General features: G+C 72.0%; 17 protein-coding genes. 8 read left to right on the top strand and 9 right to left on the bottom strand.

The window, feature by feature from the left end:
* The first annotated feature begins 80 nt into the window (after positions 1-80).
* Entirely contained in the window at positions 81-551 is a 471-nt protein-coding gene (locus ACFQW6_RS11365; RefSeq protein WP_378544730.1) for a pyridoxamine 5'-phosphate oxidase family protein, read from the top strand.
* 6 nt (positions 552-557) lie between these two features.
* Here ACFQW6_RS11365 and ACFQW6_RS11370 read toward each other — a convergent pair whose 3' ends face one another.
* The 3 genes from ACFQW6_RS11370 to ACFQW6_RS11380 are packed head-to-tail and all read right to left on the bottom strand — an operon-like array spanning position 558 to position 3,635.
* Complete coding sequence (locus ACFQW6_RS11370) at positions 558-1,094, bottom strand: DUF402 domain-containing protein (RefSeq protein ID WP_378544732.1); 537 nt, start codon at positions 1,092-1,094, stop codon at positions 558-560.
* Positions 1,087-2,355 carry a phosphoribosylamine--glycine ligase gene (gene purD, locus ACFQW6_RS11375; protein WP_378544735.1) on the bottom strand — a complete coding sequence of 423 codons (1,269 nt, stop codon included), beginning with the start codon at positions 2,353-2,355 and terminating at the stop codon, positions 1,087-1,089. The genes ACFQW6_RS11370 and purD overlap by 8 nt, the downstream gene beginning before the upstream one ends.
* Positions 2,352-3,635 (bottom strand): adenylosuccinate synthase, encoded by a 1,284-nt coding sequence (locus ACFQW6_RS11380; RefSeq protein WP_378544737.1) that lies wholly within the window; start codon positions 3,633-3,635, stop codon positions 2,352-2,354. Before ACFQW6_RS11380 ends, purD begins: the two co-directional genes overlap by 4 nt.
* A 123-nt stretch (positions 3,636-3,758) precedes the next feature.
* On the opposite strand from ACFQW6_RS11380, the gene ACFQW6_RS11385 reads away from it, so the two are divergent.
* A complete protein-coding gene (locus ACFQW6_RS11385; protein WP_378544740.1) occupies positions 3,759-4,673 on the top strand; it encodes a diacylglycerol/lipid kinase family protein in 915 nt (304 codons plus the stop codon).
* A gap of 31 nt (positions 4,674-4,704) precedes the next feature.
* On the opposite strand, the gene ACFQW6_RS11390 is transcribed toward ACFQW6_RS11385, so the two are convergent.
* Complete coding sequence (locus tag ACFQW6_RS11390; protein ID WP_378544743.1) at positions 4,705-5,694, bottom strand: DNA-binding response regulator; 990 nt, start codon at positions 5,692-5,694, stop codon at positions 4,705-4,707.
* A 175-nt stretch (positions 5,695-5,869) separates the two neighbouring features.
* On the opposite strand from ACFQW6_RS11390, the gene lysS reads away from it, so the two are divergent.
* Positions 5,870-7,594 carry a lysine--tRNA ligase gene (gene lysS / locus ACFQW6_RS11395; RefSeq protein WP_378544746.1) on the top strand — a complete coding sequence of 575 codons (1,725 nt, stop codon included), beginning with the start codon at positions 5,870-5,872 and terminating at the stop codon, positions 7,592-7,594.
* A gap of 129 nt (positions 7,595-7,723) precedes the next feature.
* Here lysS and ACFQW6_RS11400 read toward each other — a convergent pair whose 3' ends face one another.
* Positions 7,724-8,188: an acyl-CoA thioesterase gene (locus ACFQW6_RS11400; RefSeq protein ID WP_378544749.1), complete on the bottom strand. Its 465-nt coding sequence runs from the start codon at positions 8,186-8,188 to the stop codon at positions 7,724-7,726.
* Between the two features lie 48 nt (positions 8,189-8,236).
* Here ACFQW6_RS11400 and ACFQW6_RS11405 point away from each other — a divergent pair, with 48 nt between their 5' ends.
* From ACFQW6_RS11405 to mctP, 3 genes are all read left to right on the top strand, one after another.
* Positions 8,237-8,668, top strand: coding sequence for a DUF3151 domain-containing protein (locus ACFQW6_RS11405; protein WP_378544752.1), 432 nt, complete (start codon positions 8,237-8,239; stop codon positions 8,666-8,668).
* Positions 8,669-8,752: 84 nt separating this feature from the next.
* Positions 8,753-9,037 (top strand): DUF3311 domain-containing protein, encoded by a 285-nt coding sequence (locus ACFQW6_RS11410; RefSeq protein ID WP_378544755.1) that lies wholly within the window; start codon positions 8,753-8,755, stop codon positions 9,035-9,037.
* Entirely contained in the window at positions 9,034-10,752 is a 1,719-nt protein-coding gene (gene mctP, locus ACFQW6_RS11415) for a monocarboxylate uptake permease MctP (RefSeq protein ID WP_378544757.1), read from the top strand. Before ACFQW6_RS11410 ends, mctP begins: the two co-directional genes overlap by 4 nt.
* A 174-nt stretch (positions 10,753-10,926) precedes the next feature.
* Here the strand turns inward: mctP and fbaA are convergent, their stop codons facing one another.
* Both fbaA and ACFQW6_RS11425 read right to left on the bottom strand, forming a co-directional pair.
* Entirely contained in the window at positions 10,927-11,961 is a 1,035-nt protein-coding gene (gene fbaA / locus ACFQW6_RS11420) for a class II fructose-bisphosphate aldolase (RefSeq protein ID WP_378544760.1), read from the bottom strand.
* Positions 11,962-12,237: 276 nt separating this feature from the next.
* Positions 12,238-12,927, bottom strand: a complete 690-nt coding sequence (locus tag ACFQW6_RS11425; protein ID WP_378544763.1) for a TrmH family RNA methyltransferase — start codon at positions 12,925-12,927, stop codon at positions 12,238-12,240.
* Positions 12,928-12,991: 64 nt separating this feature from the next.
* On the opposite strand from ACFQW6_RS11425, the gene ACFQW6_RS11430 reads away from it, so the two are divergent.
* Positions 12,992-13,750, top strand: a complete 759-nt coding sequence (locus ACFQW6_RS11430; RefSeq protein WP_378544766.1) for a DedA family protein — start codon at positions 12,992-12,994, stop codon at positions 13,748-13,750.
* A 45-nt stretch (positions 13,751-13,795) separates the two neighbouring features.
* On the opposite strand, the gene pyrE is transcribed toward ACFQW6_RS11430, so the two are convergent.
* Complete coding sequence (gene pyrE, locus ACFQW6_RS11435) at positions 13,796-14,326, bottom strand: orotate phosphoribosyltransferase (protein WP_378544769.1); 531 nt, start codon at positions 14,324-14,326, stop codon at positions 13,796-13,798.
* 54 nt (positions 14,327-14,380) lie between these two features.
* Between pyrE and ACFQW6_RS11440 the strand changes: the two genes are divergently transcribed.
* A complete protein-coding gene (locus tag ACFQW6_RS11440) occupies positions 14,381-15,565 on the top strand; it encodes a pyridoxal phosphate-dependent aminotransferase (RefSeq protein WP_378544772.1) in 1,185 nt (394 codons plus the stop codon).
* 67 nt (positions 15,566-15,632) lie between these two features.
* On the opposite strand, the gene ACFQW6_RS11445 is transcribed toward ACFQW6_RS11440, so the two are convergent.
* The gene (locus ACFQW6_RS11445; RefSeq protein WP_378544775.1) at positions 15,633-16,457 is read right to left on the bottom strand and encodes a hypothetical protein; all 825 of its coding nucleotides are present in this window, start codon (positions 16,455-16,457) and stop codon (positions 15,633-15,635) included.
* Positions 16,458-16,502: the final 45 nt, after the last annotated feature.

A 16,502-nucleotide genomic window follows, 5' to 3' on the forward strand; every position in this document is an offset into this window, starting at 1 on the left:
CCACCCGCTGCCGGGGTGACCGACACGGCGCCGACGGCGAGACGGTCGACACCGCCGTGGGCCGCACCTATCGTGCCGGGATGGCTCCGGACCCGGCGATCGACCTCCGCGCACGGGCGCGGGAGGTCGTGGCGGCGGAGAGGTACGTCGTCCTCGCGACGGTGTCGCCGGAGGGCGTCCCGTGGTCGTGCCCGGTCTGGTTCGCCCACGACGACCTCGACGCCTTCTACTGGCTCTCGCGACCCGGACGCACGCACTCGGTCAACGTGGCACACCAGCCGCGGGTGGGCATGGTCGCCTTCGACTCCCGGCAACCGACGGGCGTCGGCCTGGCGGTGTACGCCTCGGCAGACGCGGCCGTCGTGCCGGACGGCGACCTCGACGACGCACTGGCCGTCGTCTCGGCGCGCAGCCTCGCCCACGGCGGCGGCGCGTGGGACCGGGCACGCATCTCCTCGACGCCGCTCGAGCTGTTCGTCGCGCGCCCCGTCGAGCTGTGGCTCAACCCCGGACTGGGGACCGACGAGCGCCAGCGCGTGCCGGACGCCTGACCCGGCTCACGCCTGCGGCACCCAGTCGTCCCACGCGGACCACCAGCGCTCGCCGTTATCGAGCAGGTCCGCGACCTCGGCGGCGGCAGCGAGCGTCGCCAGCAGCTCCTCGTGGGTGATGCGCCCGGACGCCAGGCTGGGGGCCAGGTCCTGCACGTCCTTCCACCGCCACGCGCCGTCGGGCGCGATCACGATGTCGAGCTGGAGGTCGTTGACGTCGACGCCGTCGGCGGTGCGCACGACCGGCGTCTCGAAGTTGACGTACCAGGAGAGCGGGCGGGAAGCGTCGAAGAACCTCCACAGCGAGTACCAGTCGCCGTCGCGGCGCAGCTTGAGCACCGTCGTGCCCGTCCAGGCCTCGAGGTGCCCCCACGGGTGCGGCACCGGGTGCGGCGGGAAGACCATCGGGGTGCCGTCGGCCTTGACCGTGACGAGCACCGTCCCGTCGTCCGCGACGACGCGCTCGTCCCACGACGCCCACTCGGCGCCGTGCAGCACCTCACGGACGCGCACGTCGGCCCCGCCCGCGAAGGGCTCAGCCACGGGACGCGGCGCCCTCGACCACGCCGAGCGGCTCGGCGGCGATGTCACGTCGCCACTGGGCACCCGGGAAGCCGATGCTCGCGATGCCCTCGTACGCCTTGGCGCGGGCGTCCGCGACGTCCGACCCGGTCGCCCGGACGGCGAGCACCCGACCGCCGGCGGTCACCAGCCCGGCGCCGGTCCGCGCGGTGCCGGCGTGGATCACGTCGACGTCGTCCTCGACGGCCAACGTCTCGGTGCCGACGATGACGTCGCCCGTGCTGGAGCCCTCGGGGTAGCCCGCGCTGGCCATCACCACCGAGACCGACGCCCCGTCGGCGAAGGTCGGCGCCGGGACGGCCGCCAGGTCGCCGTCGGCGGCCGCGCGCAGCAGGGTGCCGAGGGGGGAGGTCAGCAGGGCGAGCACGGGCTGCACGTCGGGGTCACCGAAGCGGCAGTTGAACTCGATGACCTTCGGGCCGGCCGCGGTGAGCGCGAGCCCGACGTAGAGGCATCCGACGAACGGCGCACCGCGCTGCTGCATCTCGGCCAGGGTCGGCGCGACGACGTCGGCCATCACGGCGTCGACGATGCCGTCGGGCAGCCAGGTCAGCGGGGCGTACGAGCCCATGCCGCCCGTGTTGGGCCCGCGGCCGCCGTCGAAGATGCGCTTGAAGTCCTGCGCCGGCAGCAGCGGTCGCCCCACGGTGCCGTCGCAGACGACGAAGAGGGAGAACTCGGGTCCGTCGAGGAACTCCTCGACCACGACCCGGCCGCACCCGGCCGCGTGGGCCAACGCCTCGTCGCGGTCGGTGGTGACGACGACGCCCTTCCCCGCCGCGAGCGCGTCGTCCTTGACGACGTAGGGGGGCCCGAACGCATCGAGCGCCGCGGCGACCTCGTCGGGCGTCGTGCAGGTGTGGGAGCCGGCGGTCGGCACGCCGGCGGCGGCCATGACCTCCTTGGAGAAGGCCTTGGACCCCTCGAGCCGGGCCGCGTCACGGGAGGGTCCGAACACCGCGACCCCGGCCGCGCGCACCGCGTCGGCGACACCCGCGACCAGCGGGGCCTCTGGCCCGATGACCACCAGGTCCGCGCCGACCGAGGTGGCGAGCGCGGCGACGGCCGGGCCGTCCATCGGGTCGACGTCGTGCAGGGTGGCGGCCTCGCCGATGCCGGGGTTGCCGGGCGCGGCGTGCACCTCGGTGACCGCCGGGTCGGCGGAGAGGGCGAGGACGAGGGCGTGCTCGCGGCCGCCGGTCCCGACGACGAGGGTCCTCACCCGTGCACCACCAGGGTCTGCTCGCGACCCGGTCCGACCCCGACGCCCCAGATCTTGGCGCCCGACATCTCCTCGAGCGCCTGGACGTAGACCTGCGCGTTCTTGGGGAGCTCGTCGAAGGAGCGGCAGCCCGAGATGTCGCTGTTCCAGCCGTCGAAGTACTCGTAGACCGGCGTGGCGTGGTGGAACTCGGTCTGCGTCATCGGCATCTCCTCGACCCGCTGCCCGTCGACCTCGTAGGCCACGCAGACCGGGATCCGGTCCCAGGAGCCGAGGATGTCGAGCTTGGTGAGGAACAGCTCGGTGAGGCCGTTGACCCGGCTGGCGTAGCGCGCGACGACGGCGTCGTACCAGCCGCAGCGGCGGGTGCGCCCGGTGGAGACGCCGATCTCGCCGCCGAGCGTCTGGAGCTGGATCCCGTCCTCGTCGAAGAGCTCGGTCGGGAACGGGCCGGAGCCGACGCGGGTCGTGTAGGCCTTGATCACGCCGACCACCCGGTCGATGCGGGTGGGGCCGATGCCGGCGCCGACGCAGACACCGCCGGCGACCGGGTTGGAGGACGTGACGAACGGGTACGTGCCGTGGTCGACGTCGAGCATCGTGGCCTGGGCGCCCTCGAACAGCACCGTCTGGCCGGCGTCGAGCGCCTGGTTGAGCAGCAGCGAGGTGTCGCACACCATCGGCCGGAGCCGGTCGGCGTACGACAGGAGCTCCTCGACGACCGCGTCGACCTCGATGGCGCGCCGGTTGTAGACCTTGGTCAGCAGGTGGTTGCGCACGTCGAGCGCGGCGTCGATCTTCTCGCGCAGGATCTTCTCGTCGAAGAGGTCGGCGACCCGCACGCCGACGCGGCTGATCTTGTCGGCGTAGGCAGGACCGATGCCCCGGCCGGTGGTGCCGATCTGGTTCTTGCCGAGGAAGCGCTCGGTGACCTTGTCGATGGTGGCGTGGTAGCTCGCGATGACGTGGGCGTTGGCGCTCACCTTCAGGTCGGCCACCTCCACCCCGCGGGCGAGGAGCCCGTCGAGCTCGCGGAACAGCGCCTCCGGGGAGACCACCACGCCGTTGGCGATCACCGAGGTGGCCCCCGGCGTGAGGATGCCGCTCGGCAGCAGGTGGGTGGCGTACTTCTCACCGTCGATCACGATGGTGTGGCCGGCGTTGTGGCCGCCACTGGTGCGGACCACGAAGTCGATCGGGTCCGTGGTGGCCAGCAGGTCGGTGGCCTTGCCCTTGCCCTCGTCGCCCCACTGGGCGCCGAGCACGACGATCGCGGGCATCTCAGCCCTCCCTCTGTCATTCGGCAGAAACGGTCGGTGCGGGAAAATGCAGGAGCCCCGGCACAAGGCACCGGGGCTCTTGCGACGCCACGCTATCGCACAGGGGTCGGCTAGGGTCCGCACGTGCGCTCCCTGCTGGTCATCACCAACGCCGACGCCGGCACCTCCGACGAGGAGCGGCTCGCCGAGGCCCTCGCCGTCCTCCGCGAGAAGGCCTCCGTCGAGGTCGCCAAGACCTCCAACCCCGGCGAGCTCGACGGCGTGCTCCACCGCGCCGGCGGTCGTACGGTCGTGGTGGCCGGCGGTGACGGCAGCCTGCACGCGGTCGTGACGGCGCTGCACAAGCGGCGCGAGCTCGACCAGACGACCCTCGCCCTCCTGCCGATGGGCACCGGCAACGACTTCGCCCGCGGCAACGACATCCCGCTCGAGGTCGAGGACGCGGCCCGGCTCGTGCTGTCGGGCCAGCCCCGCAAGGTCGACCTGATCGTCGACGAGACGGGCAACGTCGTGGTCAACAACGTGCACGTCGGTGTCGGCGCGCAGGCCAGCCGCAAGGGGGCGAAGTGGAAGACCCGGCTCGGCGCCGTCGGCGTCGGCAAGGTCAACCTCGGCAAGCTCGGCTATCCCATCGGCACCGTCCTGTCCGCCTTCCACCCGCCCAGCTGGCGCCTGCGCGTGGAGCTCGACGGCGAGGTCGTCAACGACGTCGACCGCCCGGTGCTGATGGTGGCCATCGGCAACGGCAGCAACGTCGGCGGCGGCACCGAGCTCAACCCCGACGCCGACACCGAGGACGGGCTGCTCGACGTGATGATCAGCCGCGCCGTGAAGCCGGCCGCCAAGCTCGGCTACGTCCTGCGGCTCCGCAAGGGCGAGCACGACGAGCGCGACGACGTCACCACCCTGCGCGGCACGTCGGTGAAGGTGAGCGGCGACGAGTTCTGGCTGTCGGCCGACGGCGAGATCTCCGGGCCCGAACGCAGCCGCAGCTGGCGCCTCGAGCGGGCGGCGTACGAGATGATCCTGCCGCGCTGACACGGGACCCGTCCCGAGGACCGTGCGGCGGTCACAGCCAGCCGCGCCGGACCGCCTCGACCCCCGCCTGGAAGCGGGTGTCCACGCCGAGCTCGGTCATGAGGCCCGCGATGCGTCGCCGTACCGTGCGCAGGCCGATGCCCAGGTTGCGGGCGATGACCTCGTCGGTGGCTCCGTCCATCAGCTGCTCGAGCAGGAACTGCCGTCCGCCCGGCCCGACCCTCCCGGCCTCGAGCTCGGGCATGGGCGCGGCCCGGTCCCACAGCGACTCGAACCACATCGTCAGCGCCGCGACGATCGAGCGCTGGCGCACGTGCACCCGCGGCTCGTCGGTGAAGCCGATGGGCTCGGGGATGACCGCGTGGGTGTCGCCGAAGATGAACATGCGGGTGCGCACCTCGGAGATGATCCGCACCTGCTCCCCCATCCCGGCCCGCACGCGGAGGGCGTCGGGCGCCTCGGTCAGCGCCCGGGCCGGGTAGATCGCCCGGGAGCGTCGACCCGTCGCCATCGCCTCGCCGACCAGCTCGCTGACCTGCGACTCGCGCGGCATGGCCCACGCGTCGGGACGCAGCCACAGCATGTCGCCGCGGCTGGTGCGCAGCATCAGCGTGAGGAGCTCCAAGGGGTTGCCGCCCGAGCTCAGCTCGCCGTCGAGGGGGCGGACGTCGGTGACGTGGCGCGGGTCGGGGCGCGTCGTCGAGGCCACGAGGTGCGGGACGGCGCTCGAGAGCTCGGCCAGCATGGCCGCCGACGACGCCGCCGACCGCGCCTGGCGCAGCACGAGCTCGGACACCGCGTCGGCGAGCGCGGGGACCACGATCCGCTCGTCGGACACCACGACGAGTCCGCGCTCCAGCAGCGGGGCGAGGCTGCGCACCAGCTGGTCGGGGCGCTGCTGCACCAGCTGCGCGACGCCGGTGACCGTGTGACCGGACACCGGGGCCAGGCGGAAGTAGAGCTGCTCGGTCCGCCGGTCGAGCCCGAGGGCCGCGAGGACGGAGGACGGGTCGCCGGGCATGGTGGCAGTTTAGTGCCACCGGCACTCAGGATCCGCGTGGCAACGAACGGCCAGTCGATACTGTCTGCGCCGGTCGCCGCGGGGGTGTGCGGCTGGCCCGCTCCTCGGAGCACGGCGTCGGAGCCGCCACGGGGGTCGGCTCCGGCGCCATACGGCGTCCCTTAGCCTTGCGCGCATGGCACGAGGACGGCAGGCGCAGGGCGATCCGGTCGACTGGGTGACGCGGGCGGCGGACGACGCCGTACGCCACGCTGGCGAGGGGAACCTGGTGACCGTCGCGTCCGGTGCCTCCCCGAGCGGGCCCATCCACCTGGGCAACCTGCGCGAGTTCATCACCCCGCACTTCGTGGCCGAGGAGCTGCGGCGACGCGGCGTGCCGGTGCGCCACCTGCACTCCTGGGACGACTTCGACCGGTTCCGCAAGGTGCCGGCCGGCGTGCCCGCGGAGTGGGCCGACCACATCGGGCGGCCGCTGACCGCGGTGCCCGACCCGTGGGAGTGCCACGCCAGCTGGGCCGACCACTTCAGGGCACCGCTGCAGGACGCGCTGCGCGAGCTCGGGGTCGAGATGGAGGAGATCTCGCAGACGCAGATGTACACCTCCGGCGCGTACCGCGAGCAGGTCCTCGAGGCCGTCTCGCGCCGCGACGAGATCGAGGCGGTGCTCGCCAAGCACCGCACCCGGAAGCTCGCCCCCGCCGAGGACGCGTCGGAGCAGGAGGCCGCCGACCTGGCGGACTCGGTGGCCAACGAGGACGACGAGGAGGGCGACCCGTCCGCGGCCTCCTCCGCCGACGCGATCGCCCGCTTCCCCTACCGCCCCTACTGCCGCCAGTGCGGTCGCGACACCGTCACCACGACGGCGTACGACGACGCCACCACGACGCTGTCCTACACGTGCTCCTCGTGCGGCTTCGAGGGCACCACGGACCTCTCCACCGACAACGACGGCAAGCTGGTCTGGAAGGTCGACTGGCCGATGCGGTGGGCCTACGAGAAGGTGAACTTCGAGCCCGCCGGTCGCGACCACATGACCCCCGGCTCGTCCTACACCGTCGGCACGGAGATCGTGTCGTCGATCTTCGACTGGCGCGCCCCGGCCCGGGTCATCTACGCCTTCGTCGGCTTCGCCGGCGTGCAGAAGATGTCGTCGTCGGCGGGCGGCGTGCCCACCGCCGCCGACGCGCTGCGCATCCTCGAGGCGCCGATGCTGCGCTGGCTCTACGTCCGCCGCGCTCCCACGCAGGCCTTCGACATCGACTTCGGCGCCTCCGTCGTGCGGCTGTACGACGAGTGGGACGCGCTGGGCCGCAAGGCCGCCGACCCGGCCAAGGCCGACGTCGCGACGCTGGCCTGGCACCGCGCCTCCGAGACGGCGTCCACCGGCCGGCTCCCCTCCCCCGCCGTGCCGGTCCCGTTCCGGACGCTGTCCTCGGTCGCCGACGTGACAGCGGGATCGGCCGACCTCATCTCGCGGATCATCGAGTCGTCGGGCTTCCCGCACGACTCGGTCGGCGACCTGGAACCCCGGCTGTCCAAGGCGATGCAGTGGACGGCCGAGCACGTGCCCGCCGACGAGCGCACGACGGTGCGTGAGACGCCCGACACCGAGCGGCTCGCCTCGCTCAGCGAGGACGAGGAGCTGTGGCTGCGGATCTTCCTCGACCGGCTCCCTGACGACGGCGACCTCGACGCCGTCACGTCGGTCGTCTACGGGGTGCCCAAGGTCGCGCGCGGCCTCGGTCTCGACGACGCCCCCACCGACCAGGTGAAGGCGGACCAGAAGGACTTCTTCCGGCTGCTCTACAACCTGCTGGTGGACGCCGACCGCGGTCCGCGCCTGCCCACGCTGGTGCTGGCGCTGGGCCCCGCGAAGGTGCGGCAGCTCCTCGGCGCCTGACGCAACGTAGGCAGCTCGAGCGCACGGCCGCGGCCGTCAGGCGTACGCACCTCGCAGGGGTCGCGAACTGCCTACGTTGGTCCCGTCAGCAACCGCCGCGCCTGCCGGCGTACGTCGTCCGGACGAGCATCAGCGGCGGAAGCCGACAGGGTCGCCGAGGTAGCGCTCCAGGTCGGCGCGCACGGCGTCGCTGATCGTCCACGCCGTCTGCGCACGGTGGTCCCACAGCACGTTGACGCACTCCCAGACCGCGGCCGGGCGACCGCCCGCCTCGACCCGGAGCTCGGCGGCGACGGTGAAGGACGAGCGGCCGAGCCGCGAGACCCACAGCGAGGCGAGGAACGGCTGGTAGGGCACGAACCGCATCTCGGCGTGGTACTCGATCGTCTGCGAGGCGACCAGCTCGGACACGCCGGCGTCGGTGCCGTGCAGCAGCCCGGTCGCCTCGGCGGGCAGGCCCGGCAGGCGGGCGAACCGGAGGAACTCGTAGCGCGCCTCGTCGAGCACCCGGACCGCCTCGACGTTGTCCACGTGACCGGCGAGGTTGATGTCGCGGTAGCGCGCCTGGATCTCGGTCGTGAAGGTCTGGCCCATGGGGGAAGTCTGTCCGACGCCCATCCGGGGTGGTCCTAGGGTTGCCCCATGACCTCCGGTTCCTTCGGCGGCGACCTGATCGCCGGTCCCCCGCCCACCCACCTGCCCGTCGACCCCGCCGACGCCGAGCTCGCCGGGGGCGACTCCCCCGCGGCCGTCGTACGCCGTCACCCGGACTCCCCGGCCGCCTGGGCGGCCCTGGCGCAGCAGGCGCAGGACGCGGGCGCCGACGACGTGACGGTCTACGCCTACGCCCGCGTCGGCTACCACCGCTCCCTCGACCGGCTGCGCCGCAACGGCTGGAAGGGCCACGGACCGGTGCCGTGGGAGCACGACCCCAACCGCGGCTTCCTGCGCTCGCTCGCGCTCCTCGCCCTCGCTGCCCGGGCGATCGGCGAGACCGACGAGTGGGAGCGGTGCTCGACCTTCCTCCGCGACTCGAGCCCGGCCGCGGCCGACGAGCTGCTGGCCGACGCCTGACCGCTCGGCGCGTCAGACCGACCGCTGGTCGCGACACCCCGGGGGAGGGGTGACGGTCGTCACCGCGCGAGTAGGGTCGCGCGGGTGAATTCCGGGAACACACCACCTCAGTCGCGCCCCGAAGCGGGCGTCCCCCCGACCGACAAGGGCAAGATGGCGCTCGCTGCCGTCCTGCTCGCGATCCCCATCATCGCCCTCCTGTGGGTGCCGTCCTACAGCAAGGACGCGCCCGAGCTGTGGGGCTTCCCCTTCTTCTTCTGGTACCAGTTCCTCTGGGTCTTCATCTGCTCCGCCCTGACCTTCGCGGCCTATCGGCTCACGCTCTCGGCCCGCGGCCTGACCTCCCACAAGGTCGGTGAGGACCGATGACACCCGAGGTCACCCTCCTGGCCGCCGACACCGGCGGCGTCAACGGCGTCGCCCTTGCGGTGCTGATCGTCCTGTTCCTGATCGTGACGGTGGCCGGCTTCATGGCCAGCCGCTTCATGCGCGCCGACTCCATGGAGTCCCTCGACGAGTGGGGCCTGGGCGGACGCAAGTTCGGCACCTGGATCACGTGGTTCCTGCTCGGCGGCGACCTCTACACGGCGTACACGTTCGTCGCGGTCCCTGCGGCGATGTTCGCCACCGGCGCGGTGGCGGGCTTCTTCGCGGTGCCCTACACGATCGTGCTCTACCCGATCATCTTCATCTTCATGGCTCGGCTGTGGTCGGTGAGCCACCGGCACGGCTACGTCACGACCGCCGACTTCGTCCGGGGCAGGTACGACGACCGCGGGCTGTCGCTCGCCGTCGCGGTGACCGGCTTCGTGGCGACGATGCCCTACATCGCGCTGCAGCTCGTCGGCATCCAGGCGGTGCTCGAGGTGGCCGGCCTCGGCGGCGGCGACAGCATCATCGCCAAGGACGCACCGCTCTTCATCGCCTTCGCCCTGCTCGCGGCCTACACCTACTCGAGCGGACTCCGGGCGCCGGCGGTCATCGCGTTCGTCAAGGACATCCTCATCTACCTCGTCATCATCGTGGCGATCGTCTACCTGCCCGGCCAGGTGGGCGGCTGGGACGCCATCTTCGGCGCCGCGCAGGACAAGATGGAGACCACCAACGAGGTCACCGGCAAGCCCACCGGGGCCTTCATCCCGGGTGTCGGCCAGTACTGGGCGTACGCCACCCTCGCCCTCGGGTCGGCGATGGCGCTGTTCATGTACCCGCACTCCGTGACGGCCTCGCTGTCGTCCAACTCGCGCAACACGATCCGCCGCAACGCCGCCATCCTGCCGGCGTACTCTTTCGTGCTGGGCCTGCTGGCGCTGCTCGGCTGGGTGGCGATCGCGGCGGGCACGCAGCCCATCGGGCTGGACGGCGAGCCCAACGCACAGCTGGTGATCCCGCAGCTGTTCGAGGACATGTTCCCGGCGTGGTTCGCCGGCGTGGCCTTCGCCGCCATCGCCATCGGTGCCCTCGTGCCGGCCGCGATCATGTCGATCGCCGCGGCCAACACGTTCAGCCGCAACATCTACAAGGAGTGGTTGAACAAGGACGCGACCCCGGCGCAGGAGGCCAAGGTCTCCAAGCTGATGTCGCTGCTCGTGAAGGCGTTCGCCCTGATCTTCGTGCTCACGCTCGACAAGCAGAACGCGATCAACTTCCAGCTCCTCGGCGGCATCTGGATCCTGCAGACGTTCCCGGCCGTGGTGTTCAGCCTCTTCACCCGCTGGTTCCACCGCTACGCCCTCCTCGTGGGCTGGGCGGCCGGCATGGTCTACGGCACGATCGAGGCCTACCAGGTGATCAACCCGCTGACCGGCAAGCACTTCGGCGGCTCGCTCGGGATGATCCCGGGCATCGGCGAGATGGGCTACATCGCGATGACGGCGTTCACCATCAACGTCGTGCTCACGGTCGTGCTCAGCGCGGTGCTCAACGCGACGAAGGTGTCCAACGGGCGCGACGAGACCATCGCGTTCGACTACTTCGCCGACGCCGACGACCCGCGCGTGCAGAAGGACCTCGCCGAGCACGACACGCACGAGGACCCCTACGGCGACCCGGACGACATCCGGGGCAACGCGGCGGCGCGCTAGCGGCGTACGGCACCACCGCCGTCACCACGAGCGGTGCGTCAGGGGGACTTCCGACCACGGGAGTCCTCCTCTCGCACCGCTCGCGGTGTGTCGGGGGCACGACTCCCGGGCCGGCGGTGGCAGAGGGGGATCCCAGCCGACCGGAATCCCCCTCACGCACCGCCCATGGCTGGGTCAGCCGGCGAGCGACGTCCCGGCGGAGCGGAGGTTCTCGCAGGCCTCGACGATGCGCGCGGCCATGCCGGCCTCGCCGGCCTTGCCCCAGGCGCGCGGGTCGTACTGCTTCTTGTTGCCGACCTCGCCGTCGACCTTCAGCACGCCGTCGTAGTTGGCGAACATGTGCGCCGCGACCGGGCGGGTGAAGGCGTACTGGGTGTCGGTGTCGACGTTCATCTTCACCACGCCGAAGTCGACGGCGTCGCTGATCTCCTGCGCGGTCGAGCCCGACCCGCCGTGGAAGACGAGGTCGAACGGACGCGCGTCGGAGCCGAGGCCGAGCTCCGAGGCGGCGGCCTCCTGCGCGGACTTGAGGATCTCCGGGCGGAGCTTGACGTTGCCGGGCTTGTAGACGCCGTGCACGTTGCCGAAGGTCAGGGCGGTCATGTAGCGACCGCGGTCGCCGGCACCGAGCGCCTTGATGGTGGCGATGGCGTCCTCGGGGGTGGTGTAGAGCTGGTCGTTGATCTCGTTGGCGACGCCGTCCTCCTCGCCGCCGACGACACCGACCTCGATCTCGAGGATCACGTGGGCCGCGGCGCAGCGGGCCAGCAGGTCCTCGGCGATCTGGAGGTTCTCGTCGAGGGGCACGGCCGAGCCGTCCCACATGTGCGACTGGAAGAGCGGCGCCTCGCCGCGGGCCACGCGCTCGGCCGAGATGTCGAGCAGCGGGCGGACGAAGCCGTCGAGCTTGTCCTGGGGGCAGTGGTCGGTGTGGAGCGCGATGTTGACCGGGTAGTTCTTCGCGACCTCGGCGGCGTAGGCCGCGAAGGCGACGGAGCCGGTGACCATGTCCTTCACCGACGGGCCGGACAGGTACTCCGCGCCGCCGGTCGAGACCTGGATGATGCCGTCGGAGCCGGCGTCGGCGAAGCCCTTGAGCGCGGCGTTGAGGGTCTGGGAGGACGACACGTTGATGGCCGGGTAGGCGAAGGACTTCTCCTTCGCGGCGTCCAGCATCTGTGCGTACACCTCGGGAGTGGCGATGGGCATCTGGAGATCTCCTCTGAAGCGGTCAGGCAGGCGCTCACAACCCTAGTGGCTACCCGCGGGTCCGCCCCGGCGTGACCGGTCGTCTCACCACGTGACAAGCGGGTGGCAGCCGGTGGCAGGGGGAGGGTGGCTGCACCCTCCCGGGGCTGGCGTTCCCCCCTCGTCAGGCCTAGGTTGACGTACAGGCGGGCGACCGCCGCTCGACCTTGGGAGGAGCCGGGTCCGGGGTGCCGTGGGGACATCCCGGGCCCGGTCGGGCGTCCGGATGGGCGGGCGTCAGCCGCGCCAGGCGTCGTCGCCGCTCAGGTCGGCGTGCTCGCGCACCCAGCTGTGCATCGCGATCGCCGCCGCCGAGCTGGCGTTGATCGACCGGGTCGAGCCGAACTGGGCGATCGAGAAGGTGCCGTCGCAGATCTCGCGCGCCGACTCCGACAGCCCGGGGCCCTCCTGGCCGAAGAGGAAGCACACGCGTCGCGGCAGCTCCATCGTCTCGAGGTGGAGCGACCCGGGCAGGTTGTCGATGCCGAGCAGCCGTACCGGTCCGCCCTCGTCGGCCGGGACGGCATGGAGGTACGACGCCAGGCTGGCGGCGTCCGGGTGGTGCCGTACGTGCTGGTAGCGGTCGGTCACCATCGCGCCGCGGCGGTTCCAGCGGCGGTTGCCGACGATGTGCACCTCCGCGGCGAGGAAGGCGTTGGCGGTCCGCACGATCGTGCCGATGTTGAAGTCGTGCTGCCAGTTCTCGATCGCGACGTGGAAGCCGTGCCGGCGGGTGTCGAGGTCGGCGACGATCGCCGCCATCGTCCAGTAGCGGTAGCGGTCCACCACGTTGCGGCGATCACCGTCCCGCAGCAGCTCGGGGTCCCAGTGCTCGCCCTCGGGCCACGGTCCGTCCCACGGACCCACTCCCACCTCGGGCGGACCGTGCGGCATCGGGTCGTACGGCGCCCGCTCCTCGTCCTGCATGGCAGCACCCTAGGCAGCAGCGACGAAGCGTGGAGGCGGGGAGTCCGCCGTTAGGGTGGCACGCGTGAGCACGCTGTGGGACCTGCAGTCCATCCTGACCTCGGGCATCCAGCCGATGCTCCTCGGCATCGACTGGATGGACCCCAACTGGCTGCTCGACCGCTTCGGCACGGCGCTGTTCTGGATCAGCCTGCTGATCGTCTTCGTCGAGTGCGGGCTGTTCTTCCCGATCCTGCCCGGCGACACGCTCCTGTTCGCGATCGGCCTCTTCATCGCCACCGGCCAGCTCGACCTGTTCCCGGGTCCTCCCATCGTCGAGCTGCTCATCGCGATGTCAGCGCTGACCGTCGCCGCGTTCCTCGGCAACGTGGTCGGCTACGAGATCGGGCGCAAGATCGGGCAGCCGCTCTACGAGCGCGACGGCCGGATCATCAAGCGCAAGTACTTCGACCAGACGACCGCGTTCTTCGACCGCCACGGCAACAAGGCACTGGTCATCGGCCGCTTCGTCCCGTTCGTGCGGACCTACATCACCGTGGTGGCCGGGGTGACCCGGATGGAGCGGCACCGGTTCTTCCTGTGGAGCCTGATCGGCGCGGTCATGTGGGTGGTGTCGATCTGCCTGCTCGGCTTCTTCCTGGGTGACGCGTTCCCGACGCTCGGCGAGAGCATCGACAAGCTGATCATCGTGATCCTGGCCTTCTCGGTGGTCCCGGTCGTCATCGAGTGGTGGCGCCACAAGCGCACCCACGCCGCCGGTGCCGAGATCGGTCCGCAGGACGGTGGCCCCGACCGCGACATCATGGGCCGCGACGTCGACTGACCCTCCCCGCCCGGCGTCAGCCCCCGACCGCGAGCGGCGTCGGCCTCAGCCGCGCGCGGCGTCGAGGTCGGCCCGGGTCAGCACCGACCGCACCTCGAGACCGACGTCGGCCAGCGGGTCCTCGCCCTCCGGCGAACGGTCGATGGCGCAGACGACGACCTCGACGGTCGCGCCGAGCTCCCGCAGCGCACGCGTGGCGTCGCGGACCGCTCCGCCCGTGGTGATCACGTCCTCGATGATCGTGACCCTCCGGCCGGCGACGTCCGGCCCCTCGGCCAGCTTGGCGGTGCCGTACTCCTTGGCCTTCTTGCGCACGAACAGTGCCGGCAGCCCGGTCTTCGCCGACACCATGGTCGCGATCGGGATGCCACCGAGCTCGAGGCCGCCGAGCAGCTCCGTCCCCTCCGGGAGCAGCTCGACCATCCGGGCGGCCACGCGGTCGAGCAGGGCCGGCTGCGCCTCGAAGAGGTACTTGTCGAAGTAGGTGTCAGCCACCTGCCCCGAGCGGAGCGTGAACTCCCCCGTGAGGCGGCAGGCAGCGTCGATGTCGGCAGCGAGGGTCGCGTCGGTGGTCACGGCACCGACCCTAGTGGCGCCCGGCCGCCCGCTCGCGCTGGGTAGCGTGGGCCCGTGCCCACCGCGAAGCCCCTCGCCGCCCGCCTGGCCCACATCCCGCCGACCGTCTTCAGCGAGATGTCGGCGCTCGCGGTCCGGACCGGCGCGATCAACCTCGGCCAGGGCTTCCCCGACGTGGACGGGCCGGCGTCCGTGGTGGCGGCGGCCGAGGCCGCGCTGGAGGCGGGAGCCAACCAGTACGCCCCCGGCATCGGCGTACCTGCTCTCCGCGCCGCCATCTCGCGACACCAGCAGCGACACTACGGGCTCGAGCCCGACCCCGACCGCGAGGTCGTCGTCACGACCGGATGCACCGAGGCGGTCGCGGCCGCGCTCCTCGCGCTGGTCGACCCGGGCGACGAGGTCGTGGTGCTCGAGCCCTACTACGACTCCTACGTCGCGATGCTCGACATGTGCGGTGCCCGGCGGCGACCCGTGACGCTCCGGGCGCCCGACTTCCGCCCGGACCTCGACGAGCTGCGGGCCGCGGTCACCGACGACACCCGGCTGATCCTGCTCAACACGCCCCACAACCCCACCGGCACCGTCCTGACCCGCGACGAGCTCCAGGTCGTCGCCGACCTCGCGATCCAGCACGACGTCATCGTGGTGACCGACGAGGTCTACGAGCACCTGGTCTTCGACGACGCCCGCTCGACCGAGGGCCACGTCCCGGTCGCCACCCTCCCGGGGATGTGGGAGCGCACCCTGACGCTCTCGAGCGCCGGCAAGTCCTACAGCTTCACCGGCTGGAAGGTCGGCTGGGCGACCGGTCCGGAGCCGCTCGTCCAGGCCGTCCTCGCGGCCAAGCAGTGGCTCACCTTCACCTCGGGCTCCCCTCTCCAGCCCGCCGTCGCCCACGCGCTCGACCACGAGCCCGACTGGCCCCGCGAGCTCGCCCGCGACCTGCAGGCCCGCCGCGACCTGCTCTGCGACGGGCTCACCGCCGCCGGGCTGGTGCCGCGCGTGCCGGAGGGCACCTACTTCGCGACGACCGACGTCAGCCACCTCGGCTGGCCCGACGGACGCGCGTTCTGCCTCGCGCTGCCCGAGGTCGCCGGCGTCGTCGCGATCCCCACGCAGGGGTTCTACGACGACCGGGAGGCCGGTCGCCAGCTCGTGCGGTGGGCGTTCTGCAAGGAGCGCGACGTGATCGGCGAGGGCGTACGACGGCTCGCCGCCGCGGACCTGTCGCGCTGACGCCGGTGCCCCGCGGGCTGAACTGACCTCAATTCACTTCGGGACGGGCCCCTCGTGATCGGGGAGGTCAGCGCCCGGGGTAGTCCCGCGGCGGGTGCTCGGAACCGCCCTCGTCGCTCGGCCGCGGCTGACCGTACGGGTTGTCCTGGCCACCCTGACCGGCCTGGCCGTACGGGTCGTCCTGGCCCGCCTGGCCGTAGGGGTCGTCCTGGCCGTAGGGCGTGCTGCTCGGCGGCGGCGGGTACTGCGGCGACGTCGGCTGGCCGGGCTGCGAGCCGTACGAGTTGCCGTAGGGGTCACCCGACTGGCCCGGGTAGGCCGGGTAGGCGCCGGCACCGGACGGGACGCCCTTGAACCAGGCGCTCGCGCCGCCGACGAAGAGCAGCACGATCACGGCGATGGCAGCGACCAGCGTGACAGCGGAGACACCACTGGTCACGCCGAGCAACGAGAACAGCGCCACGACGGCGCTGGAGATGACGAGCAGGATCCGCGCGACGTTGGACCGCCGCATGACGAGGACCGCCAGCACGATGGCGATGACCGCCCAGACGACCAGGCCCAGGATGACGGCGACCAGCACGCCCACGGCGGCGTCGGCGTCGATGTTGGCGTCCTGGAACTCGGGGACGCGCTCCATCTCGGTGATCACCTGGTCGCGGGCGATGAACAGGCCGAGGCCGGTGAACCCGAACAGCGCCGCGGTGATGGCCGAGAGGACGATGGTGATCCAGGCAGCGGCGGTCACGGTGCCGGGGCGCCGGTCGCCACCCGGCTGCTGGCCATAGGGCTGCTGGCCGTAGGGCGACTGCTGTCCGTAGGGGTAGGGCTGTCCACCCGGCTGCTGGCCGTAGGGGTCCTGGCCGTAGGGCTGGTGCGTCGGGTCGCTCATGCGCCCATCTCACCACGTCTGCCGTCGGCACCGCCGTCGACGAGC

Origin of the sequence: Nocardioides sp. GCM10028917, from assembly GCF_042666175.1 — a bacterium.
GTDB lineage: Bacteria > Actinomycetota > Actinomycetes > Propionibacteriales > Nocardioidaceae > Nocardioides.

Coding starts and splice junctions, on each gene's coding strand:
- ACFQW6_RS11365 (WP_378544730.1), top strand. CDS start 81: ATGGCTCCGGACCCGGCGATCGACCTCCGCGCACGGGCGCGGGAGGTC.
- ACFQW6_RS11380 (WP_378544737.1), bottom strand. CDS start 3,635: ATGCCCGCGATCGTCGTGCTCGGCGCCCAGTGGGGCGACGAGGGCAAG.
- ACFQW6_RS11390 (WP_378544743.1), bottom strand. CDS start 5,694: ATGCCCGGCGACCCGTCCTCCGTCCTCGCGGCCCTCGGGCTCGACCGG.
- lysS (WP_378544746.1), top strand. CDS start 5,870: ATGGCACGAGGACGGCAGGCGCAGGGCGATCCGGTCGACTGGGTGACG.
- ACFQW6_RS11400 (WP_378544749.1), bottom strand. CDS start 8,188: ATGGGCCAGACCTTCACGACCGAGATCCAGGCGCGCTACCGCGACATC.
- ACFQW6_RS11405 (WP_378544752.1), top strand. CDS start 8,237: ATGACCTCCGGTTCCTTCGGCGGCGACCTGATCGCCGGTCCCCCGCCC.
- mctP (WP_378544757.1), top strand. CDS start 9,034: ATGACACCCGAGGTCACCCTCCTGGCCGCCGACACCGGCGGCGTCAAC.
- fbaA (WP_378544760.1), bottom strand. CDS start 11,961: ATGCCCATCGCCACTCCCGAGGTGTACGCACAGATGCTGGACGCCGCG.
- ACFQW6_RS11425 (WP_378544763.1), bottom strand. CDS start 12,927: ATGCAGGACGAGGAGCGGGCGCCGTACGACCCGATGCCGCACGGTCCG.
- ACFQW6_RS11445 (WP_378544775.1), bottom strand. CDS start 16,457: ATGAGCGACCCGACGCACCAGCCCTACGGCCAGGACCCCTACGGCCAG.